Below are 22,950 nucleotides of genomic sequence, written 5' to 3'. Positions count from 1 at the left end.
AATAACGGATACGCGACGAGACGATCTCGGCCCAGCATGATTTACAGATTTAGGTAGCGGTGCCTTAGGCATCGAGACCGAACCGAATACGCTTGACGACCATAGCGAGCGGGTACCACCTGATCCCATGCCGAACTCAGAAGTGAAACCGCTCAGCGCCGATGGTAGTGTGGGGCTTCCCCATGTGAGAGTAGGTCATCGTCAAGCATCTCTACTGAATACCCCCGGCCAGCAATGGTCGGGGGTATTTGCTTTGGGGGTAGGGTAGGCAAGCGCAGGCCGAAGGCAAATAACGGCCGTGCCAGCCCCTAGATCCTGAGCCGTCACTCAACAGCGGCAGATGAGCAAAAGAGAAAAAAGAGAAGAAGGGCGGTAGCGTAACCGCGAAGCTCCTGCCGCCAAGACGACAGATGCGTCAGTAGCCCACCGTTCTCCCCACCCCTGTCTGCAGATCGCTCATCTATCGAAACAGTCAAACACTAGATGCCGTTATAAAAACACCCCGATGATCTGCGGCTCAAGCCATCATCGGGGTGTTTTGTTATCGGCGAGACGTCAAGACTGTAGCGTCTAGCAGTAATGAGCATACTCTGGCATCCAGAAATGTGTCTCACTGCGTTCCTTCAGGTGTGGGCTATCACGGCCTTCAGTCGTGCTGCCTTCAGTTGATGGGGGCAGACCGGTGCTTGCATCTCTAAGATGAGCGCATACACTCTTCACCAGCCACCAGCCACCAGCCACCAGCCACCAGCCACCAGCCACCAGCCACCAGCCACCAGCCACCAGCCACCAGCCACCAGCCACCAGCCACCAGCCACCAGCCACCAGCCACCAGCCACCAGCCACCAGCCACCAGCCACCAGCCACCAGCCACCAGCCACCAGCCACCAGCCACCAGCCACCAGCCACCAGCCACCAGCCACCAGCCACCAGCCACCAGCCACCAGCCACCAGCCAGGCTAAATAGGTTCTCTATATCCAGAGTGTGCCCATAGGAGTTGGCTGTTTCCACCGCTGTTAATGAGCACTGAGCTTATGAATGTTGGTCTAGCTTGAGCCGATGCTTCCTAAGCAAAATAGCAGGGTGGATATTCTTTTTTTAAATGTGGTCAGTTCTTTTCGTTATAAAACGATCAGGATAGATGTTTATAGACATTAGTTGGGTGGTAAGGAAAAACATTCGGCTGTTGATGTCTTCCGGTGTATCCAAGACGTCAGCGGTAGGCCTGCTGGAACATTATTCGTCTAAGTAATGCGTTGATTTTCATAAGCACCTTTCGTGAAAGAGTTTGGGTGGCTTGTACGTGATGGTATTTTAATGGGTATCTGTTTTTATGCGTGAACGGTGATATTGGGTGTGTTTTTTGCAACGGCAGAAGATGGAAGTGTGTAAATCCTTGACTCTACTGGGCGTGAGGCCCTTGTTTTTGTGGCTAGGCGAACAGTCTATAAACAGGTAATGTCATTGAGAGCGCTGCTTTTGATTCGAAAAGGTAGGGCTTCCGTGACCCGTTCACGCTGCTGATAACAAGAATAATTTTGACAGCGCATCTTCTCTAAGCTCGCGAAGCTGGTTCGTAGGAAATCATTGTTCTAAGCCGTTCTAGGCAAGTCTTCGATGTATTTTCTAGCGTTGTGGTTTCCGAGTGTTCGTGCAAATAAGGACAATAAGGTATGAGCAGTACGACGACTAGGCATGACTCCCATGATACGTGGCGGCGGATCAGAGCAATCATTGGGGCTTCTTCCGGCAATCTGGTCGAATGGTTCGACTTCTACATCTATTCATTCGCTTCTCTCTATTTTGCACATGCCTTCTTCCCTCAAGGGGACGGTACGGTGCAGCTATTGAAGACAGCGGCTGTCTTTGCCATCGGGTTTCTGATGCGGCCCATCGGCGGCATCATCTTTGGTCGCTTGGCGGATCGGCGCGGGCGACGGGCGGCAATGATGCTGTCGGTTGTTATGATGTGTGGCGGGTCGTTGATGATTGCGTGTCTGCCAACCTATGAGCAGGTTGGGGTATGGGCGCCGACGCTGCTGGTGATCGCTCGTATGCTGCAGGGGCTTTCTGTCGGAGGTGAATACGGTACCAGTGCGACCTATATGAGCGAGGTCGCTGTCAAAGGGCATCGTGGTTTCTATTCGTCTTTCCAGTATGTGACGCTTATTGGTGGGCTGTTGTTGGCCAGTCTTGCTGTTGTCATCATGCAGCACATTCTGACCGATAGCGACATGCGCTCTTGGGGATGGAGAATACTGTTCCTGTGCGGGGCCGTTGCCGCGCTGCTGTCGCTGTTCTTGCGCCGCTCTCTGCACGAGACGGTGTCCAAGGACCGTTCCACTGAGCAGAATGAAAAGGCAGGCACTCTGTCACTGCTGTTCTCCAAACATCAACGGGCATTCTGGACTGTGCTGGGCTTTACGGCAGGCGGGTCGTTGATGTTCTACACCTTCACTACATACATGCAGAAGTATCTCATCAATACTGTCGGCATGAATGACAAGACCGTCAGTGTTGTGGTGACGGTAGCATTGGTTGTATTCATGCTGATGCAGCCGGTGCAGGGTGCGCTGTCGGATCGCATTGGTTTGCGGCGCATGATGCTGATCTTTTCGGCATTGGGTACGCTGCTGACGATTCCGATTTTGTTTGCGCTGCAGTATGTCGGTCACGTATGGGCGGTGTTCCTGCTGTTGGCTTTGTCGCTGATTATCGTCGGCTTTTACACCTCGATCAGTGGGCTGATCAAGGCGGCTATGTTCCCGATGGAGATACGGGCGCTTGGTGTAGGCGTTTCCTATGCCATCGGTAATGCGCTGTTTGGTGGTACGGCTGAATGGGTCGCACTGACGATGAAAAGTCATAGCGTGGAGCCGCTGTTCTTTGTGTATGTCACGCTGATGGTCTTTATTGCGTTCGTGACCTGCCTGAAGATGGCTCCTATGAGTGAGAAGCGCTGGTAGGCTGAAGCCTCAGAGCAGCTACTCATTCTTTAGGACATGGTTGAGTATGAGATGGCCCCATCACTTGGTGATGGGGCCATCTTGTTTGAAAGCGGTAAATCTCGCCGCAAAGGGCACAGACGATAGGCAATGATGTTGTTGCTAGGCACCTATGGCAGAACGGCTATTCGCTGCTCGGTCTGGCTAGACCGATGTGAAAGCGTGCTGCTAAGAGGCTGTTTCATAAACTGAGTAATTGCTTTTGCCCTTTCTAACATAGACGGCTTTTACCGCAATTTATGGTGTGAAGCCTCCTCCATGACATGGGTATTGGCGGTATGAGAAACGCTCTAAGCAGAATGGCGAGCCAGAATATCGGGAACTTGTGGGCGCAGCGCTTTACGATCGGGCTTACCGTTTGTGTTGGTCGGTAAGCGCGACATGATCTGGCAGCACGTTGGATGTTTATAGCTTTCTAGAGAAGATAGTGCGGCGCTGACTTCGCGGGAAAGGGTGCCTGTTGGCTGGGATTGATGTGTTTCAACGAATAGCACCGATCCTGTAATGCCGTTTTTCATTAGGCCTTCAATCAACAAACAGCTTGTGATGGACGGAACCTGCTGCAGCACCCTTTCTTCGACCTCAATAGGGGTAACCCAGCGTCCCTTTATCTTGAAGCAGTCATCCCTTCGCCCTTCGAAATGTAGGCATCCATGCTCATCTTCTCTGAATATGTCGCCTGTGGCATGCCAGCGCCGTCTTTTTTCATCGCAGAGGAATCGCTGTGCCGTGAGCGACGGATTATTCCAGTAGCCCATGGATAAGAAATGACTATGGACCCAGAGCTCACCTAGAGCACCTTGAGCAACGAGTTGCCGATTTTCATCGAGCAGTCGGATATCGCAGGCAGGCGTGGCATAGCCCACGCCGTTGCATTCGAGGGGGCTGTGGGGAAATGTCGTGGCGATGAATCCTGGTGTTTCCGAGGAACCGACCGCATCGTGTATCCAGGTGCCACAGGTATCGTGCCAGCGTTGAATAAGTCTGCGGGATAGCGGTGATCCGCCTGCGAGTATGAAGCGTGGTTTGTAGTGTGGTGGGAGGCTTTCTGCGTTATCCAGCAGGCTTTGAAAGTGAAGTGGGACGCCAAGCAGCATGCTTGGACGATAGCGCCGGATGTTTTCGATGATCCTCTCGGGTGCTGGCCAATGGCTGTCCCGAACGGTGGTGGCATTGGTACTTAGCGGGTTGATGAGGTTATGCAACAGCCCATAGGAAAAGAAAGTGCGAGGGATCGCGTAGATAACGTCTTCGGCAAGAAATCCTAGGAATCCGAGCATTTGGCAGCGAACAAAGTCCAGTAGCGCTTGAGCGCTATGCATGACGCCCTTCGCGGTGCCAGTCGTGCCGGAAGAGTACTGGATGGTTTGTACTCGGTCTGAAAGGCAAAGATGAAAATCGCGCCACGTGGGGTCCCCATCGCTGAGGCGCCAGTCCATCTCTGTCAGAAAGGCATGGGGAGGAACCGGCAGGAGAGTCGTCGTCACGTCGATATTGCCCAGCGCCTTCCGTGCTTCCGCCGCGCGATCGCTGCGAACGACGCATAGGGCGGGTGTTATATCGTTCACTATGTGATCAAAAGAGGCGGCACCGAGCTGGGGGTTTATCAGTACGGGAATTGCGCCGATGGCCCAGCATCCCAATGCAAGGCAGAGCTGCATATGATCATCATCGAGTGCGATGAGGACGCGCTCTTCTGGGTGTATACCGCGCTGTGCGAGTGCCGAGGCCGTACGACAGGTCTCATGAAATAGCTGACGATACGTTAGGTCGCCATCAGGGCTTGCCACTGCTGTCTTATCCATTTGGGGGTGGCAAAGCAGCAATTGGGCAAAGTTGATACGGAGATTGAGCGTTGGAGCTGTGTGCTGCCAGTAATCGTGAAGGGTCGGGCAGTACACGCTCTTGTTGGAAGGAACGGATGGAATGGGCATCGTTGCTGCTCTTTAGGCAAGCTCATGACCCCGGTGCGAGTGATCCAGTAGGCATGAGACCGTTGATAACAGACCGTAAGATAACGTTACCATTTGGGAATGCACTATCTACCGGATAAAGGTACAGGAGTGTTGCCCATCGGTAAGAGCAAGCAGGGTCTGATCCTTTATGATGCTGGTTATATTCATTATTTTGAGATTACAGGACGGCGAGGAATTATCGGCTGCTACGCTGTGTCACAGGCATTTCATAGAGTTCAAGAGGGGTGCCGTCGGGGTCGCTGAAGAATGTGAAGCGCTGCTGTGTTAGTGGGTCAATGCGAATGGGCTCACAGGTAATGCCCTGAGCGGTCAATGCAGCGACGCTGTGGTCGATATCGGTAACGGCAAAGGCGAGGTGGCGCAGGCCACATGCTTCGGGATAGCTGGGGCGTGGAGGCGGTGATGGGAAGGAGAACAGCTCCAGCTGGGCGGTACCCAGCCGGAGGTCGAGCTTGTAGCTTTGGCGCGCTTCGCGCCATGTTTCCGCAATGATTTCTGCGCCCAGCACCTCTACATAGAAGTGACGGGCACGCGGGTAGTCCGCGGTGATGAGGGCGACATGATGTACCCCGATCACATTCGGCGTCATGGGCGCTGGCCTTCGCTGGGCAGAATGCCGTCCAGTGCGTTGATCAGCTGCTGCATTTCATCGTCGGTACCGATCGAGATGCGTAGCCAGTCGCTCAGCCCTGGGGTGTTGAAGTAGCGAACGACGATGCCTTGATCACGCAGTGCATTGAACACCTCTACCGCCGGTCGCGTGGTCGGGCGTGCCAGCACGAAGTTGGCGCTCGAAGGCAGCACATCGAAGTGGCGCTGTCGCAGTGCCTCGACGCTCCAGGTGCGTGTGTCGATGATGGCTTGGCGTGTCTTCTCGAAGTGCTCCTGATCCTTCAGCGAGACGATCGCGACCTGCTCGGCCAGACGGTCGATCGGGTAGGAGTTGAAGGCATTCTTGATGCGTTCCAGTCCTTCGATCAGTTCGCGGGAACCGATGGCAAAGCCGATACGCAGGCCCGCGAGCGAGCGCGATTTGGAGAAGGTGCTGACGATGAGCAGATTGTCATGCTCTGGGATCAGCGGCAGGCAGCTTTCAGCACCGAAATCGACGTAGGCTTCATCCACCAGTACGACCTTGTCCTTCTGGCGTGCCAGAAGTTTAGCAATAGCATCGCGTTTATGTGCGTGGCCGGTCGGTGCATTGGGGTTGGCGATCGCGATACCGCCGTTGGGGCGGTCGAATGCATCAAGGTCGATCGACCAGTCTTCGGCGAGAGGAATGCGTTCGGCGTTGATGCCGTACAGGTTGCAGTAAACGGGATAGAAGCTGTAGCTGAGCGATGGCATCAGTAGCGGCTCGGGCTGGCGGAAGAAGGCGGCGAAAGCCAGCGCCAGCACTTCATCGGAGCCGTTGCCTACGAAGATGCATTCGATGGGCACCTGATAAACCTCGGCAAGCGTCTGGCGCAGTGCCGTGGATTCTGGGTCTGGGTAGAGGCGAAGCTGTTGTGTATCGAAATGATTGAGCAGATCGCGAACGCCCGGTGCAGGAGCATACGGGTTTTCGTTGGTGTTCAGCTTGACCAGACGCTGGCGAGGTTGCTCGCCGGGCGTATATGGGGTCAAGTCATGTAGGGCGGGACTCCAGAATCTGCTCATATCGTCTCACTTGTGGTACGTGATCATTGTTATTGAAGTGCTCAGCAGGCCAGAACCATTCCGGTGTGCTTGGCTTCCATAGTGGCGCGTAAGCTGAAGTGGTGCAAGGGGAGTGCATGCGGTGGGCTAAGGCTATGGTCGTTATCACCTTCGAGCGTGCTGTCATGTTAGGCTGAACGCTACCCGTCAGGAACGACGGACTCTGCCGCTGAACTGTATCGGATATTGCGGTGCATCACTTGCAAGCAAGGAGAGCAGCATGAAACAGATCGTGAAATGGGCGCTGTCGATGGCGGTCGTCGTGCTGGCTGGCTGTGCGGGTTCCGCACACAAGGGTGGGTTGCCGGAAGGGCCTCTACCGCCGGCGGTGAAGACGCAGGTGTATAGTGGCAACCTACCGTGCAAACACTGTAGCCGGATCGAGACACGGTTAGTGTTGAACGGGTTGGATAGCAGCAATGCCAAAGACCATACCTTCATCATGGACGCTAAATACGTTGAGCACGAAGGCGCCCAGGGTGGACGTCGCTACACCGGGTCGTGGGATCGGTTGCAGGGCACGCCGGCTGACCCTTCCGCAGAGGTCATCAACCTGCTGGATCAGCAGACGGATCCTCAGACCATGTTTCATTTTCAGCAGATCGACGGCAAAACACTGGAGCTGATTGATGGCCAGTTGCAGCGCTACGAAAACGGGCGGGGTCTGAGACTGTATCTGGAGCCTTCCACCGCGGGCTGGCGCAAGCAGGATCCTGCTTCCTGACGGAGCGTTGCTGTCGCAAGAACCGTCCCACAGGGCGATGGCTGTGCCGTCGCCCTTGTCATCTCGAAGGGGTAAGTGAATGGCGAAGGCCAAGACGGCATTCGTATGCACCGAATGCGGTGCCGAATACGGCAAATGGCAAGGGCAGTGTACCCAGTGTCGTGAATGGAACACGTTGAGTGAGGTGCGCTTGTCTGCGCGTGCATCGGCTGCATCGCCCCGGACGGATGGGCGCGGTGGCTATGCAGGTGCTACGGCGCGGGATGTGGTCGACCTTTCTGCTGTCGATCTGACGGAAGTGCCGCGCATTTCCTCGACGTTCGAAGAATTCGACCGCGTATTGGGGGGAGGGCTTGTCCCCGGTTCGGCGGTACTGCTGGGGGGGCACCCCGGGGCGGGTAAATCGACACTGCTGCTGCAGACAGCGTGCAAGCTGGCGCAGCAGCACAAGGTGCTGTACGTCACGGGTGAAGAATCGCTGAGCCAGGTCGCGATGCGCGCTCATCGTCTGCAGCTGCCGGTAAAAGGGCTGTCGATGCTGGCAGAGACCAGTGTCGAGAACGTGCTGTCGACGGTTGAACAGCAGCAGCCTAAGGTACTGATCATCGACTCTATCCAGACCATGCACTTGGAAGAGATCAGTTCTGCACCCGGTAGCGTGTCGCAGGTACGCGAATCGGCAGCCGCGCTGACACGCTTTGCCAAGCAGACGGGTACGGTACTGCTGCTGGTTGGGCACGTGACTAAGGACGGTACGCTGGCGGGCCCCAAGGTGCTTGAGCACATGATCGACGCATCGCTGCTGCTGGAAGGGGGGGCCGATTCGCGTTTCCGTACTCTGCGTGGGCAGAAGAACCGCTTTGGGGCCGTCAACGAGCTGGGGGTCTTCGCGATGCTTGAGCACGGCCTCAAGGAAGTGAAGAATCCGAGCGCGATCTTCCTGTCCCGTACGGAAGATCAGGCCCCTGGCAGCGTGGTGATGGTGGTCTGGGAAGGGACGCGGCCGCTGTTGGTCGAAGTGCAGGCGCTCCTGGATGAATCGGCGTTTGGCAACCCACGCCGCGTGGCGGTGGGGCTAGACGCTCAGCGTCTGGCTATGCTGCTGGCGGTACTGCACAAGCACGGTGGCATGTTCACGGGCGATCAGGACGTCTTCTTGAACGTGGTCGGTGGGGTGAAGGTGCTTGAAACCAGTGCCGACTTAGCGCTGCTGTTTGCCGTCGTGTCCAGCCTTCGCAACCAGCCGCTGCCACGGGATCTGGTCGTGTTCGGCGAAGTAGGGTTGTCCGGTGAGATCCGTCCGGTGCCCAGCGGTCAGGAGCGCATTGTCGAAGCGGCCAAGCACGGGTTTACGCGTGCGATTGTGCCCAAGAGCAATATGCCGCGCCAGATTCCTGAGGGCATGAAGGTCATCGGGGTCGAAAAGCTTAGCGAAGCGCTGGCGGAGCTGTAGCCATGAGTGATAACGGTAGAGTCTCTTCCCGCGAGCAGGTGCTGAGCGTTGTGGCGCGAATTCCTTACGGCCGCGTGACGGGTTATGGCACCATTGCACGGATGACCGAAGGAACGTCGGCGCGCAGCGTAGGTACCTTTATGCGCCAGTTGCCACGCGGACATGGTCTGCCGTGGCATCGCGTAGTGCGCAGCGATCGCACTCTGGCTGACCACGGCGGCAATACCCATCAGCGCGAGCTGTTGGAGGGCGAGGGCATCCGCTTTGACGCGCGTGGCCGCATCGAACCTCGTTTCTTCTGGCCTTGAACCTCTAATCTGTCACTGGATACCCATGAACGAACAGCAACGCGAATCCCGTATTCATGCGCTCAGCGAGCGTGACGCGCAGGCATTTATGGCTGCTTTGGCCGAACGCATGCTGATCAACCTGCATTTCTATGCGGCGCTCTCCGAGCTTGAGCAAAAGCAGGTGAGGCGTGCGGACAATGCACTTGGTCTGGTATGGGAAGCGTTGATGACGCCGCAGGCGCAGATCGACTTCCTGCTGCAGGAAGAAAAGCTGGCGGCTTTGGAAGAAAGGCTGGCCGAAGATGAGGACAGTTTCGGTGCCCGGATGGCTGGTGACGCGCTGATGGCGCTGTCCACACTGCTGGAAAGCATGGCCACCGACCGTAAGGGCGGTGCCGTTGAGGTGTCTCGTTTGTCGGCGCACGGTGTGGCGCAGCTGGTGATGATGCAGAGTGATGAAGCACTGGCTGAATCGGAATGGCAGCAACGCATCGACGCACATCCTCTGATGGCTGACGAATGCGACTTTCAAGACGGCATTCTGGACGCGCTGTACGAGGCGGGTACGTCACGTGAGGCGCTGAAGATGCTGCGGCGCATGGGGCAGAACGACGGCGTGAGCAATCTCGGGCTATCGCTGAACGACGACTGAACCTGCTGGTATCGTGCATGAGTGAAAAAAGGCAGTCTCCTTTCGGGAGCCTGCCTTTTTTGCTGTCGGCGAGCGGCGTGGTCAGCCGCTTGCGGCCATAGCGCTTACTGGCGAACGGTGATGCCGCGTGCGGCCATGCACTGCTTGGCCTCTGCAATGGTGTGTTCACCAAAGTGGAAGATGCTGGCGGCCAGCACCGCATCCGCATGGCCTTCCGTAACGCCATCGGCAAGGTCTTCCAGTGAACCGACGCCGCCTGAGGCGATGACCGGTACCGATACGGCATCGCTGATGGCGCGGGTCAGCGCTAGATCGAAACCGGAGCGGGTGCCGTCACGGTCCATACTGGTGACCAGCAGTTCGCCTGCGCCGTATTCCACCATCTTGCGTGACCACTCGATGGCGTCCAGCCCGGTGCCGTTACGGCCGCCGTGAGTGAAGATTTCCCAGTGCAGCGGTTCGCCATCGGCGGAAACGCGCTTGGCGTCGATGGCGACCACAATGCACTGATTGCCGAAGCGATCGGAGGCCTCACGGACGAACTCGGGGTGTGTGACGGCGGCGGTGTTGATCGACACCTTGTCGGCCCCCGCATTCAGCAGTGCACGAATATCGTCACAGGTACGGATGCCTCCACCGACGGTCAGTGGAATGAACACCTCGCTGGCGATGCGGCTGACCATGTCTAGCGTTGTGCCGCGGCCTTCATGGCTGGCGCTGATGTCGAGGAAGGTCAACTCGTCAGCTTGCTGGGCGTTGTAGCGTTTGGCGACCTCGACGGGATCACCTGCGTCGCGAATGTCGACGAAGTTGACGCCTTTCACGACACGGCCCTGATCGACGTCAAGGCAAGGGATGATGCGTTTAGCAAGACTCATGGCGTGTTCCTGCGCGGTGATGGATTAGCGAGCGTGTTCATCGCAGAGGCGCTGCGCTTCGGCGACGTCCAGCGTACCTTCATAGATAGCACGGCCTGTGATGGCCCCCATGATGGCGCTGTGCTCGCTGGCATCGACCAACGCGCGGATATCGTCGAGATTGGTGACGCCGCCGGAGGCGATGACGGGCAGACCGCCCTTGCGTGCCAGCTCGGCCGTCGCTTCAACGTTGACCCCTTGCATCATGCCGTCGCGAGAGATGTCGGTATAAACGATGGCACCGACGCCGTCAGCGGCAAAGCGGCGTGCTAGGTCGACGGCGCGGATGTTAGAGGTTTCCGCCCAGCCGTCAGTGGCGACCATGCCATCGTGTGCGTCCAAGCCGACGATGATGCGTTCGCCGTACAGCGACGCCATTTCGGTGACGAATTCTGGCTCTTTGACAGCTTTAGTGCCGATAATGACGTAACTGACACCTGCATCGAAGTAGCGGTCGATGATTTCGCGGGAGCGAATACCGCCGCCGATCTGGATCGGCAGGTCGGGAAATGCTTTGGCGATGGCGGTGACGGCGTCAGCGTTGACCGGGCGTCCAGCAAACGCGCCGTTGAGATCGACAAGGTGCAGGCGACGCGCGCCAGCGTCGACCCAGCGGCGTGCCATGGCAACCGGATCAGCACCATAATCAGTGGCATCGTCCATACGGCCCTGCTTCAGGCGCACGCAGTGGCCGTCCTTGAGATCGATCGCGGGAATGACCAGCATTGTTGTTTTCCTTGATGAAAGCGTAAAACGTAAAAAGAGAAGGCGTGTGGTGCTGGATCAGATCTGTTCTGGCTGCCAGTTCACAAAATTGTGCAGCAGGCGAAGCCCCGCGTCCGAGCTCTTTTCCGGGTGGAACTGTACGGCGACGTTGCTGCCCTTGATGATGGCGACGTGCGCATCGACATCACCGTAGCGCGTTGTTGCGAGAACGTGATGGCGGTCAGCTGCTTCGACGTAGTAGCTGTGTACGAAGTAGAAGCGTGTGCCCGACGCGATGCCTTCCCACAGCGGGTGGCTGCGGATGGTTGCCACTTCGTTCCAGCCCATGTGGGGGACCTTCAGCAGGTTGCCCTGTTCATCGGTCATGCCGTTAGGGAAGCGTTTTACCTGGCCGGGGATATAATCGAGGCAGGCAATGCCACCGTTCTCCTCGCTGTCGGTCAACAGCATCTGCTGGCCGACGCAGATGCCAAGCAGCGGCACGCGTTCATCGTTGAGCAGCGTACGTACCAGCGGCATCAGTCCGGTGTCTTCCAGCGCATGCATGCAGTCGCGGATCGCCCCTTGGCCGGGCAGAATGATGCGGTCGGCTTCCTGCAGGACGTCAGCGTCCCGCGTGATCACGACCGGCTCACTGGCGACGTGTTCCAGCGCCTTGGCGACGGAGTGGAGATTGCCCATTCCGTAGTCGATTACTGCGATCGTCATGAATAACTCACCCTATACTGAACTGTTCCGTAGTCGAACAGTCGGAAATCGAGAACGGACACGGCAGCGGCGCGCCGCCGATGTCCTCACCCTTGCAGGGTCCCTTTGGTCGAGGCCACCTGGCCTTGGCGTGCCGGATCGACGGCGATCGCCTGACGCACTGCGCGACCGAAGGCCTTGAAAATGGTCTCGATCTGGTGATGAGCGTTGATGCCTTTCAGGTTGTCGATGTGCAGTGTTGCGCCCGCATGGTTGACGAAGCCTTGGAAGAATTCGAAGCAGAGCTGGGTATCGAAGCGACCCACGTACTCGCGGGTGAACTCGGCGTCCATGTAGAGGCCGGGACGGCCTGAAAAGTCGATGACGACGCGTGACAGTGCTTCATCAAGCGGAACGTAGGCGTGGCCATAGCGCTGGATGCCGCGCTTGTCGCCCAGTGCCGCTGCGAACGCCTGACCGAGTGCAATACCGATGTCTTCGACGGTATGGTGGTCGTCGATGTGCAGATCACCGTGGGCATGTACGCGCAGATCCAGCATACCGTGGTGGGCGATCTGGTCGATCATATGTTCAAGGAACGGGACGCCACAGTCGATGTCCAGGGCTCCCTTGCCATCGAGGTTCAGTTCGATATCGATCTGAGTTTCGCTGGTATTGCGAGTAATGCGTGCACTGCGTGCAGGAGAGTCGCTCATCTGCTGTCCTGTTGGCATGTATTGGAGTTGTATGTGTTGGCAGAGGACAATGGATGGCCTCTGCGTCACCGAATGACAGGTTCATTCCGATTATAAGGAAGGGGACAGCGTTTGCCATACGGATGGTCGAAACTGCAGATTTTCTGCGTGTCTTCAAGATTCAGAACGTTTCGTGTCGATGCTACCATGTACCTGAAGTACGATGGTGTACGTCGTGCCGAGGGGACTTCATGAAAGTAGTGTGCAGAGGGATACTGCTCGTTATCGCGCTGGCGGTCGTCATGGTAGTGGCGACGGTCATCTATGCGCTGGCTTTTTTCGACCCCAATGATCTCAAACCGCGGATCGTCGATGCGGTGCGTGAGAAGACGGGATTGACGCTGGTCATGGACGGCAATATCAGCTGGCGTTTCTATCCGCATATCGGTTTTTCCATCGACTCGGTCAAGGCGTATGCCCCCGATCAGTTGATCATGAATGGCCCACAGGCCAGCATTCGGCACGCCGATATCTCGCTGAGCATGTCGCGCCTGCTGATGGGTGACGTGATCGTGGATGGCCTCAACGCGCAGGGCGTTCGCGTCAATCTGTTGTGCGATGAACGTCGTCAGCAGTCATGCCTGACCTGGCTCAGCGGCTTCAAGGACGTGCTGGCAACCAGCATGCCCGTGCCTCCTCATCCTTTCCTTGTCGAAGCCCCGCACCGCATGGGCGATGACGCTGTCGCTTTCCCGCAGCACGCCGAGGGCGGCAGCGAGATGGCGATGCGTGGCATGCCGCCGCCGCGGGAAATGAGCGAACAGAATGCTCGCTCATCCTCATGGCCGAGGCTGATCTTCGATCTGCATCGCATCAAGATCGAAGACGGTGAGGTGCACTATCAAGGGCGCGAGGATGGGCTAGTTCAGCGACTCGATATCAACCAGATGACGCTGGTAGGCACTCAGGTTGCTCTGGGGCGGCACTTTCCCATCTCCGTGACGTTTGATGTGGCCAGTGGCACGCGTTTACCGCCGGCCACCGTGACGGCGCAGGCCGAAGTATGCTCCAACGTATTGATGGGGCGACATGAGATTGAACACTTGCGGCTGGCCGCCCTGTCGGGTAACAAGCGCTATAGCCTGTCGATGGGGCAGCTAGCGGCTGACACCGATCATCAGGAGTACCGCATCCGCGATGTGCGCATCGACGGTATGCTGCGCAGTCTCTTCAACGATGACAGCGAATCGCCATTCTCACTGGCGTTTGATGGCCGCTATGACGGTCTGACGGACAAGGCCCAGATCGAAAACATTGATTTTGGTCATCAGGGTGTTGATGTTCAGGGCAGCGTGGAAGGCCTGACGCTGCTGAGCAGTCCGCGCTGGAAGGGCACGCTAGCGCTGGCGACCAACAACTTGCGTCAGTGGCTGTCTGCCAATGTCGTCACCGGACTGCCCGAGGACACGCGCGCGTTCCGTCAGCTAACCGCGGACATCGACTTCAACGTCGACGATCGGCACTTGGCCGTCGATAGCATCAAGGGGCGTTTGGACGGACAGCCGCTCAATGCCAGCGTGCAGTGGGACTACGGCGATGCGCCTGCCTTCGAGCTGGAGATGCCATCGCTGTCACTGGATCGCTATCTGCCGCCGGAAAGCGGGCTGTGGTCGCTGGTTGGGGGCAACGGTGTGCGTGACATGGTGGCACCTGCCTGGGTCGATTGGTTGCGTCAGCATCGCGGTTTGATGTTCAAGGCACGGGCCGATATCGACGAGCTGATGTGGAACGATCGCACGCTGCATAATCTATCTTTGGCGTTGTCGACGCAGGACGGCCGTTGGCAGCTGTCACGCCTGGCGGCACTGGTTGGTGATGGGCAGATCATGGCGTCTGGTGGGGCACAGGTCGATCAGGCACCGGGCCGGCTGTATTTCAACGCAAGTTTCAAAGACGTGCCTCTGTACGCCGAGCGGGTGGCCGATGTCGACAAGCCTGATCCTACGCTGAGTGGTCGCATGGAACTGGCGGCGCAGCTCAACGATCCGTGGGGCACGCTGTCAGGGCCGGTATCGCTGGCGCTGCGTAATGACGATCAAAGCGGTGCATGGCTCAGCCATACGGTATGCCGCGCCGTGGCGCAGGCCAGCAATATCCCGACCGGCGAGGTGGTGCCTGCACTCATGGAAGCGGCCAATGGGCGCTTCACGCTGCGAGACGGCATCTTGTACAGCGACGATCTGCGTGGACGCCTATCGGGCAACAGTGTCGAAGGTGAGGGCATCTTCGATCTGGCACGACATCGTTTCGACTACCATGTGCTGGTGCGATCGCCGTCGACGGCATTGGCGGGATGTACGCTGCCGCGTGAGATGAGCAGCAACGGTGTACCGCTGCGCTGCTCGGGCACGCTGGCCGACATGGCTGACAGCTGGTGCGGGTTGGATGATGAGCGCAGTAGCGGTATCCTGAGAAATTCACTGCGTCATAATGACCGGTGGTCGACTTCTCCCTGAGGGCTGTAGCGCCCTCGGGTACGCACGCCAGCCATGTTCGTGTCGAACATGCGTAACAGACGAGTGACTCGCCGTATGGCCCGTCAGACCGATGGCCCGATAGCCCCACTTCCTTCGCTTTATCCTGCCGCTGCCTTTCAGCAGCGCGTACTCGCTTGGTTCGATGAACACGGTCGCAAACATCTGCCGTGGCAGCAGAATCAGACGCCCTATCGTGTCTGGGTGTCCGAGATCATGCTGCAGCAGACGCAGGTAGCGACCGTCATCGACTATTTCGATCGCTTCATGGTGCGCTTTCCCACGGTGGAAGCCTTGGCGGCTGCGCCGCTGGACGATGTGCTGCACTTGTGGACGGGACTGGGGTATTACGCCCGTGCCCGCAACCTTCATAAGGCGGCTATCGTGGTGGTCGAGCAGTATGGCGGCCGCTTCCCGACTGACAGCGTCGACGAAATGGCCTCTCTGCCGGGTATCGGGCGTTCGACAGCGGGCGCTGTGATTAGTCTGGCGACGGGCCAGCGCGCGCCTATTCTGGACGGCAACGTTAAGCGTGTACTGACGCGGCTTCATGCCGTGGAAGGCTGGCCCGGGCGCCCAGCGGTCGAGCGCTCTCTGTGGGATATCGCCGAGCACTACACTCCTACCGAGCGCGCCGGTGACTACACGCAGGTGATGATGGATCTGGGAGCCACGCTGTGCACCCGCAAGGCGCCTGCTTGTCTGCTGTGTCCCGTGCAGGATTGGTGTGAAGCACACCGTCTGGGGCGTGAAACCGATTTCCCTTCTTCAAAGCCCAAGAAAGTGGCGCCGACTCGACACGCTCACGCGCTGATGCTGGTGGATCCCGCCGGGCGGGTGATGCTGGAGCAGCGCCCTGCAGAAGGCATCTGGGGTGGGCTGTGGAGTTTTCCGCAGTGCGACAGTGCCGCGGACGTCAAGGACTGGTGTGATAAGTGGGGCGTCGGAGACAGCATTGAATACTGGACACCGTTTACACATATCTTCAGCCATTTCCGGCTTGAGATGACACCCGTGCTTATCGAGTGCCCTCGCGCACTGCCCGCCGAGGCCTTCTCGCGCCCCACGTGCTGGCGTTCGCCGGCCGCGCTTGACGGCATCGGGCTGGCGGCCCCTGTTAAGACACTGCTGGGCCAGCTGGCCGCGCATCTGGATACCGTGGGCTGACACCTTCTATCTTTCCTATAAAGGGCTGCTCGCGTCTATGACGAGGGTGGCTCATCCCTTTCTTTGTTCATCCAACAGGAATTGACGCCATGACGCGCACCGTATTCTGTCGCAAGTATCAAAAGGAACTGCCGGGCCTGGTAACGCCGCCACTGCCCGGTGCTCGTGGTCAGGAGATTTTCGATACCGTTTCTCAGCAGGCCTGGCAGGAATGGCAGCAGCTTCAGACTCGCCTGATTAATGAAAAGCACCTGAGCCTGATCAAGGCCGAGAATCGTCGCTATCTGCTTGAACAGATGGAGGCTTTCTTCGACAACAAGCCAACTGATCTGGCTGAAGGCTACGTCCCGACTGACGCTGCGCAATAACGGTGTGCGGTGGTAGACCGCATGTGGCCGTTACAAAAGAGCTGTTGCATCAGGGGCTCGTAGGTATATTCTGTTTTTTTCATCAACTTGCTTGACGCCGAGTCCGTTTTTCGGTTTAATGCACGGCGTTGGCTGGCAAGGGCCAGATAGCTCAGTTGGTAGAGCAGGGGATTGAAAATCCCCGTGTCGGCGGTTCGATTCCGTCTCTGGCCACCACCCCAACCTCAATTGCTGGGGTATCGCCAAGTGGTAAGGCACCGGTTTTTGGTATCGGCATTCCCAGGTTCGAATCCTGGTACCCCAGCCATATCACTGTCGTGATATATTTGCCGGCATAGCTCAGTTGGTAGAGCAACTGACTTGTAATCAGTAGGTCCCGAGTTCGACTCTTGGTGCCGGCACCATATTTAAGTCCTTGATTTATCAGGGATTTCGAGACCGCCCTTTGGGGCGGTTTTTTCGTTTTTAGGCCTTTTACGTAGATTTCCCCTTTCAATTCTTGAGCTAAAAAATGCTTTTTTACGAACATGCAATGAATTTTTTCTCGAATGGGGAAATTTTTCGCCTAGCTAATTTATTTTGTGAAGGGTTTATCACTGCAGGACGGGATGTTTTGTATTTAATATTCGATATTTTAAAAAATATTGCCGCCCCTCTTTTGACTTTAGTTTCCACTGCGTTTGGTATTTGGTTTTATTTAAATAAAATAAAAGTAGAATTAACTTATAGTTTTTCTACTTGTATTCGCGGCAATAGAATTCCTTTTCTTGATAATTTCTCAATTAAAAATAAACGTGACAATACACAGAATATTTACGGGATATTTTGTGTGGTTAATGGAACAGCATACAATCTAAAAGAGTGGAGAGTTCCGGTAGTATTAGGCCCTTATGGAGTTTTAGAAGTAGAGTTTAAAGAAATAACTACCTATTTGGATAAGGATGGGGGTAATTATCCGGATTTAATGAGAGAAGAAAATAAAGTTTTTTATATAAACTTAGGGAATAAAGTAATAAAACTAAAAGATGATAAGTCTATAGATTTTTTCTCCTTTTCCGATAAAAAAGCTGATGGCACTGGATGCTTGATCATAAATAAAATTTATAGTGTCAATGAAACTGACACTATAGTTATAACTGAAAGGATGGATTATAATATAGGGCTTATGCATAATGAAAAATATATTAAAGCAATTGTAGATAAAAATGGGTATATTTTGGGAGATCCGCCGCTAGATAGTATTTTAATACCTCAATATAAATATGAAGAAAGTAGCAGTGAAATTATGGCTTTCTTGATAAGAAAACAATTGGGCCTAGAAGACACTCATGAAATCGATGTGATTGATATAAGAGCAGAGCTTAATTCTAGGCCGAAAATATGAAAATTGTTATTTGTTATGATTCCTTATAAAGCTATAGATGGCTTCTCAGAGGTAGATACCAACGGAAGGCTTTTGTCATATACATACATCATTCCTGCAGACCTATGCCCAGATGCTTCTTGCTTGTCATGACGTGTGCCATGCGCGCCTGCCATTCCTTGTCTTAAATCATGCAGGCCCAATCGTTCTTGCGTCTTGACCGCCTCACTGTTCTCCCTTCCTTTATCTTCCTGCCTTGCCTCGTTCTGCTCCATCGTGGCGGTCTATTTGCCTTGGCCAATGAAGCCGTCATGGCTATCGCTGGCCGTCTGATGCCTGCCTACGGCACATATCGTTAAGCGCTCCCGTTTTTGCTGCTCGCTGTGTGCAGGTTATAGGCATGCGTGCGTGTCTGCAAAATGATGGGGAGAACATATCGCGCGTATGACGGCTAGAAGAAGGTGCTGTTGGGGCAGGGTGTATCAGGAGGAGGAAAATATGCTTGGGGGAAGCGCTACGGTCCCATGACGATGGCATATCGCCTTCATCATGGGACCGAGGAGTACCTAGTGGCGCTTAGTACACCTGCTGGCTGCGCAGGTAGTCGTCGTAGGTGCCGGTGAAGTCGGTGATGCCGTCTTCCTTCATTTCGATGATGCGGGTGGCCAGCGAGGCTACGAACTCACGGTCGTGACTGACGAAAACCAGTGTGCCTGGAAAGTGTTCCAATGCGAGGTTGAGCGCTTCGATCGACTCCATGTCCATATGGTTGGTCGGTTCGTCCATCACCAGAACGTTGGGTTTTTGCAGCGACAGCTTGCCGAACAGCATGCGGCCCTGTTCACCCCCAGACAGCACACTGACCATCTTTGGAATATCATCGCTGGAGAACAGCATGCGGCCCAGTGCGGTGCGTACCTGCTGCTCGCCGCCGGTTGTCCACTGGCCCATCCAGTCGAACAGTGTCATGTCGTCTGCGAAATCGTGGGCATGATCCTGCGCGTAGTAGCCGACTTCAGCGGCATCCGTCCATTTGACGGCACCTTCATCGGGGGCCAGATCACCGACCAGTGTGCGCAGCAGCGTTGTCTTACCGATACCGTTTGGCCCGATGATGGCAATGCGTTCGCCCGCTTCGACCATCATCGACAGCTTGCTGAACAGCGCCGGGCTGTCAGGGTAGGCTTTGCTGATATGGTCGACGCTGAGCGCCTGATTGTGGATCTTGCGGTTCTGCTCGAAGCGGATGAACGGGCTGACGCGTGAAGAAGGCTTGATTTCTTCAAGCTGGATCTTGTCGATCTGGCGGGCGCGTGACGTGGCCTGCTTCGCTTTCGAGGCGTTGGCCGAGAAGCGGCTGACGAAGGCTTGCAGCTCGGCGATCTGGGATTTTTTCTTGGCGTTGTCGGCCTGCAGACGCTCGCGGGCCTGCGTGGCGGCCGTCATGTAGTCGTCGTAGTTGCCGGGGAACAGCTTGATCTCGCCGTAGTCGAGGTCGGCCATGTGCGTGCACACGCTGTTCAGGAAGTGACGGTCGTGCGAGATGATGATCATCGTGCTCGAACGCTGTACCAGTACGCCTTCCAGCCAGCGGATAGTGTCGATGTCCAAGTGGTTGGTCGGTTCGTCGAGCAGCAGCACGTCCGGATCGGAGAACAGGGCCTGTGCCAGCAGCACACGCAGCTTCCAGCCGGGGGCAACTTCGCTCATCGGGCCGTAGTGCTGTTCCAGCGGGATGCCTACGCCCAGCAGCAGCTCGCCTGCGCGGGATTCGGCGGTATAGCCGTCCAGCTCGGCATACTGCACTTCGAGGTCGGCGACTCTCATGCCGTCTTCTTCGCTCATTTCAGGCAGTGCATAGATGCGATCGCGCTCTTCGGCGACCTTCCACAGTGCATCGTTGCCCATGATGACGGTGTCGATGACGCGGTGCTGTTCGAAGGCGAACTGATCCTGACGCAGCTTACCGAGGCGGGTGGACTCGCCCACCATGACCTGACCGCTGGACGGTTCGAGGTCGCCCCCCAGAATCTTCATGAACGTGGACTTGCCGCAGCCGTTGGCACCGATCAACCCGTAGCGATTGCCGTTGTTGAACTTGACGGAGACGTTCTCGAACAGGGGCTTGGGCCCGAACTGCATAGTGATATTGGCGGTGGAGATCACGCTGGAAGATCCTGCTGAAGGCCGCGCGGCGAGCTCGTCGCTTGGCATGATGAAGGGCGCCGCACGCACGACGCGAAAGTCCCCGATTGTACGGGGTTCGGCAGCAAAGTGCAGCGGCGCTTTGAGGAAATGGCTTCGGCAGCGAGGGGAATGCCCCATGCGGTAAGGTCAGGGTGATCCGCATGGGGCTGTTTATGTTCGGGTTATCGACGCCAAGCCGGGAAGGGGTCGGCTATTCGTTTCCACAGCGGTACGCCCGCGATCATCTCTTCGTCATCAAGCAGGCAGGCGTCGAGCTGGCGCGTGATCGCCTCCTGATCAAGGTTCTGACCGATGAATACCAGTTCCTGGCGCATATCGCCGAACGGTTCTTCCCATACTTCGTTGATCGACTTGAGGTATTCAGGGTCGGTAGGCCAGCTTTCGTCGGGAACCGCTTTCCAGAACATGCCAGCAAAACCGTAATGGGCGATGCCGCCAGCCTGACTCCACTGTCCGGCGAACTGTGGGCGCGTTGCCAGCCAGAAGAAGCCCTTTGAGCGTAGCAGGTTGCCGCCACACCAGTCGCCGTGCAGCACTTCGTAGAAGCGCTGGGGATGAAACGGGCGACGGGCACGATAGACGAAGCTGCCGATGCCGTACTCTTCGGTTTCGGGGGTGTGTTCGCCGCGCAGCTCCTTCAGCCAGCCGGGCGCACGCTCTGCGCGCTCGAAGTTGAAGCGCCCGGTCTTGACCACCTTGTCGATCGGGATGTTGCCCTTGCTGATGGAGATGATCTCTGCCTCGGGGTTGAGCGAGCGCAGCACGGCCTTCAGCTCGTCCATCTGTTCGGTGTCGATCAGATCGCTCTTGCTGATCAGCAGTATGTCGCAGAACTCGATCTGTTCGACCAGCAGATCGGCGACATTGCGTTCATCGTCAGCACCGAGGCTCTCGCCTGCTTCCTGCAGGCTTTGGGCATTGCGGTACTGCTTGAGGAAGCTGGCGCCATCCACCACGGTAACGAGGGTGTCCAGCCGCGCGGTGTCCGACAGGCGCTGGCCGTTGTCGTCTTCGAACGTAAAGGTTTCGGCGATGGGCAGTGGCTCGGCGATACCGCTAGATTCGATCACCAGTGCATCGAAGCGTCCTTCGCGGGCCAAGCGAGACACCTCGATCAGCAGGTCCTCGCGCAGGGTGCAGCAGATGCAACCATTGCTCATCTGAATCATGCGTTCTTCGGCGTAGTTGAGCGACACCTCCTGTTGCACCAGCGCGGCATCAATGTTGACCTCGCTCATATCATTGACGATGACGGCCAGTCGCTGTTGACCACGCTGGTTGAGCAGATGATTGAGGACGGTAGTCTTGCCCGCGCCAAGAAATCCGGACAGCACGGTAACAGGAAGCGGCGATGACATGATGGCTGAGGCTCCGACGATAGATGATATTTAAAATGTTATAACATTGCATTTATAAGAATGGCAATGGGGTTCGCTGGTGCGAGGCATCGTCTGTAGTGTGGCTGAGAGCCTAAAATGGCTTCCCGCCGCGGACAATCAATCGGGCAGGAAGCGAGACGTAAGGCGTAAAAAGAACAACGCTAAGCGAGGACGTTGCTGCCCAGTGCGGTATAGCCGATGCGATAGTGCTGAACGTTAGCAGCACCATCAGTACCTTCTTCTACCGCTGCTGGTGTGTCGAATGACACCTCTAGACGCTGCCACGACGTTGGGTTCCAGGCCTGTAGTACACCGGGGCGCTCGGCATCGGGAGAGAGCATGGTGTTCAGCGAGCAATGGGCCGGAATAGAGAGCATCCGTTTGTGGGCAGTGGTACAGGCTTTTACCCACTCGGCGTCCGGTGTGTTGCCAAGTAGCCAAGTGTCCACGGTAGGCCAACCGTATGCCTGCGTTAGGGCGGCAAAGCCTGCTGAGCTGAAGAAGCGTCGCATGCTGTCTGCGTCTTGCCACACATAGAGAGGGGCATACAGGTTCTCATGTGAAGGCAGCTGTGCGTCGTCGCGGCGCGCATACAGATAGACTTTAAACACCAGTCCCGGGTAGTCATCAAGACGAGCGCCGTTGTCTCTGATGCGACGCTCAATGATCGCCATGTCGTAGTCGGCGGGGAGCGTAAAACTGTATTGCATGACGATCATTGCGGATCTCCTGTCAGTCCTTTGCCTAGCCCGAAGCACCAGTCTTCCGTTGCCGTGAAGCGGATGACGACCATCACGTCATCAGGGCGCATCCCAAGTGCGTCGACGAGCCGCTGTGTGAGCGTGTGATAGAGCGCCTGCTTTTGTTCGAGGCGGCGAGGCTTGCCCGCGGTAATCTCGAACAGCGTAAAGCGGGAAGAGCGCTCGCCGGTCATGTAGTGCGGATCATAGTGAAACTGCTCGGCCGGTTTGATGTCGACGATCTGAAATCGGTCGGCTGCGGGAACATCGAATTCATCGACCAACGTCTGGTGAAGGATGTCCTGTACTTGGTGCAGCTCTGCCGCCGAGCGGCCTTCCTGTACGGTGATGCGGGTCATCGGCATCG

At 56.6% G+C, this 22,950-nt stretch carries 21 protein-coding genes, 3 tRNA genes and 1 rRNA gene; 13 read left to right on the top strand and 12 right to left on the bottom strand.

Annotated features, from left to right (window positions below; genetic code table 11):
* Positions 1–91 precede the first annotated feature (91 nt).
* Positions 92–207: ribosomal RNA gene (gene rrf / locus ACMHYW_RS12900) — 5S ribosomal RNA — on the top strand.
* 509 nt (positions 208–716) lie between these two features.
* Here the strand turns inward: rrf and ACMHYW_RS12895 are convergent.
* Positions 717–944: a hypothetical protein gene (locus tag ACMHYW_RS12895; protein WP_414500277.1), complete on the bottom strand. Its 228-nt coding sequence runs from the start codon at positions 942–944 to the stop codon at positions 717–719.
* Positions 945–1,674: 730 nt separating this feature from the next.
* Between ACMHYW_RS12895 and ACMHYW_RS12890 the strand changes: the two genes are divergently transcribed.
* Positions 1,675–2,967 carry an MFS family transporter gene (locus ACMHYW_RS12890; RefSeq protein ID WP_414500276.1) on the top strand — a complete coding sequence of 431 codons (1,293 nt, stop codon included), beginning with the start codon at positions 1,675–1,677 and terminating at the stop codon, positions 2,965–2,967.
* Between the two features lie 329 nt (positions 2,968–3,296).
* Here ACMHYW_RS12890 and ACMHYW_RS12885 read toward each other — a convergent pair whose 3' ends face one another.
* The 3 genes from ACMHYW_RS12885 to hisC all read right to left on the bottom strand — a co-directional run bounded on the left by ACMHYW_RS12885 (position 3,297) and on the right by hisC (position 6,641).
* Positions 3,297–4,940: a class I adenylate-forming enzyme family protein gene (locus tag ACMHYW_RS12885; protein ID WP_414500275.1), complete on the bottom strand. Its 1,644-nt coding sequence runs from the start codon at positions 4,938–4,940 to the stop codon at positions 3,297–3,299.
* 217 nt (positions 4,941–5,157) lie between these two features.
* Positions 5,158–5,571: a VOC family protein gene (locus ACMHYW_RS12880; protein WP_414500274.1), complete on the bottom strand. Its 414-nt coding sequence runs from the start codon at positions 5,569–5,571 to the stop codon at positions 5,158–5,160.
* Complete coding sequence (gene hisC / locus ACMHYW_RS12875; RefSeq protein WP_414500273.1) at positions 5,568–6,641, bottom strand: histidinol-phosphate transaminase; 1,074 nt, start codon at positions 6,639–6,641, stop codon at positions 5,568–5,570. The genes ACMHYW_RS12880 and hisC overlap by 4 nt, the downstream gene beginning before the upstream one ends.
* 259 nt (positions 6,642–6,900) lie before the next feature.
* Between hisC and ACMHYW_RS12870 the strand changes: the two genes are divergently transcribed.
* From ACMHYW_RS12870 to ACMHYW_RS12855, 4 genes are all read left to right on the top strand, one after another.
* Positions 6,901–7,404, top strand: coding sequence for a copper resistance protein NlpE N-terminal domain-containing protein (locus tag ACMHYW_RS12870; RefSeq protein ID WP_414500271.1), 504 nt, complete (start codon positions 6,901–6,903; stop codon positions 7,402–7,404).
* A 79-nt stretch (positions 7,405–7,483) separates the two neighbouring features.
* Positions 7,484–8,857 carry a DNA repair protein RadA gene (radA, locus tag ACMHYW_RS12865; RefSeq protein WP_414500270.1) on the top strand — a complete coding sequence of 458 codons (1,374 nt, stop codon included), beginning with the start codon at positions 7,484–7,486 and terminating at the stop codon, positions 8,855–8,857.
* A gap of 2 nt (positions 8,858–8,859) precedes the next feature.
* On the top strand, positions 8,860–9,165 hold the full coding sequence (locus ACMHYW_RS12860; protein ID WP_414500269.1) for an MGMT family protein: 306 nt from the start codon (positions 8,860–8,862) through the stop codon (positions 9,163–9,165).
* Between the two features lie 25 nt (positions 9,166–9,190).
* A complete protein-coding gene (locus ACMHYW_RS12855; protein ID WP_414500268.1) occupies positions 9,191–9,799 on the top strand; it encodes a YjaG family protein in 609 nt (202 codons plus the stop codon).
* A gap of 104 nt (positions 9,800–9,903) precedes the next feature.
* On the opposite strand, the gene hisF is transcribed toward ACMHYW_RS12855, so the two are convergent.
* The 4 genes from hisF to hisB all read right to left on the bottom strand — a co-directional run bounded on the left by hisF (position 9,904) and on the right by hisB (position 12,845).
* A complete protein-coding gene (gene hisF / locus ACMHYW_RS12850) occupies positions 9,904–10,677 on the bottom strand; it encodes an imidazole glycerol phosphate synthase subunit HisF (RefSeq protein ID WP_414500267.1) in 774 nt (257 codons plus the stop codon).
* 24 nt (positions 10,678–10,701) lie between these two features.
* Positions 10,702–11,442 (bottom strand): 1-(5-phosphoribosyl)-5-[(5-phosphoribosylamino)methylideneamino]imidazole-4-carboxamide isomerase, encoded by a 741-nt coding sequence (hisA, locus tag ACMHYW_RS12845; protein ID WP_414500266.1) that lies wholly within the window; start codon positions 11,440–11,442, stop codon positions 10,702–10,704.
* A 57-nt stretch (positions 11,443–11,499) separates the two neighbouring features.
* Entirely contained in the window at positions 11,500–12,150 is a 651-nt protein-coding gene (gene hisH, locus ACMHYW_RS12840) for an imidazole glycerol phosphate synthase subunit HisH (protein WP_414500265.1), read from the bottom strand.
* Positions 12,151–12,236: 86 nt separating this feature from the next.
* A complete protein-coding gene (gene hisB, locus ACMHYW_RS12835; protein ID WP_414500264.1) occupies positions 12,237–12,845 on the bottom strand; it encodes an imidazoleglycerol-phosphate dehydratase HisB in 609 nt (202 codons plus the stop codon).
* Between the two features lie 230 nt (positions 12,846–13,075).
* On the opposite strand from hisB, the gene ACMHYW_RS12830 reads away from it, so the two are divergent.
* The 7 genes from ACMHYW_RS12830 (at position 13,076) to ACMHYW_RS12800 (ending at position 18,277) form a co-directional block, all read left to right on the top strand.
* Positions 13,076–15,340, top strand: coding sequence for an AsmA family protein (locus tag ACMHYW_RS12830; protein WP_414500263.1), 2,265 nt, complete (start codon positions 13,076–13,078; stop codon positions 15,338–15,340).
* Positions 15,341–15,388: 48 nt separating this feature from the next.
* The gene (gene mutY, locus ACMHYW_RS12825; RefSeq protein WP_414500262.1) at positions 15,389–16,525 is read left to right on the top strand and encodes an A/G-specific adenine glycosylase; all 1,137 of its coding nucleotides are present in this window, start codon (positions 15,389–15,391) and stop codon (positions 16,523–16,525) included.
* An 89-nt stretch (positions 16,526–16,614) separates the two neighbouring features.
* Positions 16,615–16,893, top strand: a complete 279-nt coding sequence (locus ACMHYW_RS12820; RefSeq protein WP_414500261.1) for an oxidative damage protection protein — start codon at positions 16,615–16,617, stop codon at positions 16,891–16,893.
* A 140-nt stretch (positions 16,894–17,033) separates the two neighbouring features.
* Positions 17,034–17,109, top strand: a tRNA-Phe gene (locus tag ACMHYW_RS12815).
* 16 nt (positions 17,110–17,125) lie between these two features.
* A tRNA-Gln gene (locus ACMHYW_RS12810) sits at positions 17,126–17,200 on the top strand.
* A gap of 21 nt (positions 17,201–17,221) precedes the next feature.
* Positions 17,222–17,297, top strand: a tRNA-Thr gene (locus tag ACMHYW_RS12805).
* 107 nt (positions 17,298–17,404) lie between these two features.
* The gene (locus ACMHYW_RS12800; RefSeq protein WP_414500260.1) at positions 17,405–18,277 is read left to right on the top strand and encodes a hypothetical protein; all 873 of its coding nucleotides are present in this window, start codon (positions 17,405–17,407) and stop codon (positions 18,275–18,277) included.
* Between the two features lie 555 nt (positions 18,278–18,832).
* On the opposite strand, the gene ACMHYW_RS12795 is transcribed toward ACMHYW_RS12800, so the two are convergent.
* The 4 genes from ACMHYW_RS12795 to ACMHYW_RS12780 form a co-directional block, all read right to left on the bottom strand.
* Positions 18,833–20,422 (bottom strand): ABC-F family ATPase, encoded by a 1,590-nt coding sequence (locus ACMHYW_RS12795; RefSeq protein WP_414501514.1) that lies wholly within the window; start codon positions 20,420–20,422, stop codon positions 18,833–18,835.
* 203 nt (positions 20,423–20,625) lie between these two features.
* On the bottom strand, positions 20,626–21,822 hold the full coding sequence (gene zigA, locus ACMHYW_RS12790) for a zinc metallochaperone GTPase ZigA (RefSeq protein ID WP_414500259.1): 1,197 nt from the start codon (positions 21,820–21,822) through the stop codon (positions 20,626–20,628).
* A gap of 182 nt (positions 21,823–22,004) precedes the next feature.
* Positions 22,005–22,562: a DUF4865 family protein gene (locus ACMHYW_RS12785; RefSeq protein WP_414500258.1), complete on the bottom strand. Its 558-nt coding sequence runs from the start codon at positions 22,560–22,562 to the stop codon at positions 22,005–22,007.
* Positions 22,559–22,948, bottom strand: a complete 390-nt coding sequence (locus tag ACMHYW_RS12780; RefSeq protein WP_414500257.1) for a tautomerase family protein — start codon at positions 22,946–22,948, stop codon at positions 22,559–22,561. The genes ACMHYW_RS12785 and ACMHYW_RS12780 overlap by 4 nt, the downstream gene beginning before the upstream one ends.
* Positions 22,949–22,950: the final 2 nt, after the last annotated feature.

The sequence above is a fragment of the Zymobacter sp. IVIA_12111.31 C1 genome, assembly GCF_047495495.1.
Classification (GTDB): Bacteria; Pseudomonadota; Gammaproteobacteria; order Pseudomonadales; family Halomonadaceae; genus Zymobacter.
This window is presented reverse-complemented; position numbering and strand designations above follow the sequence as displayed.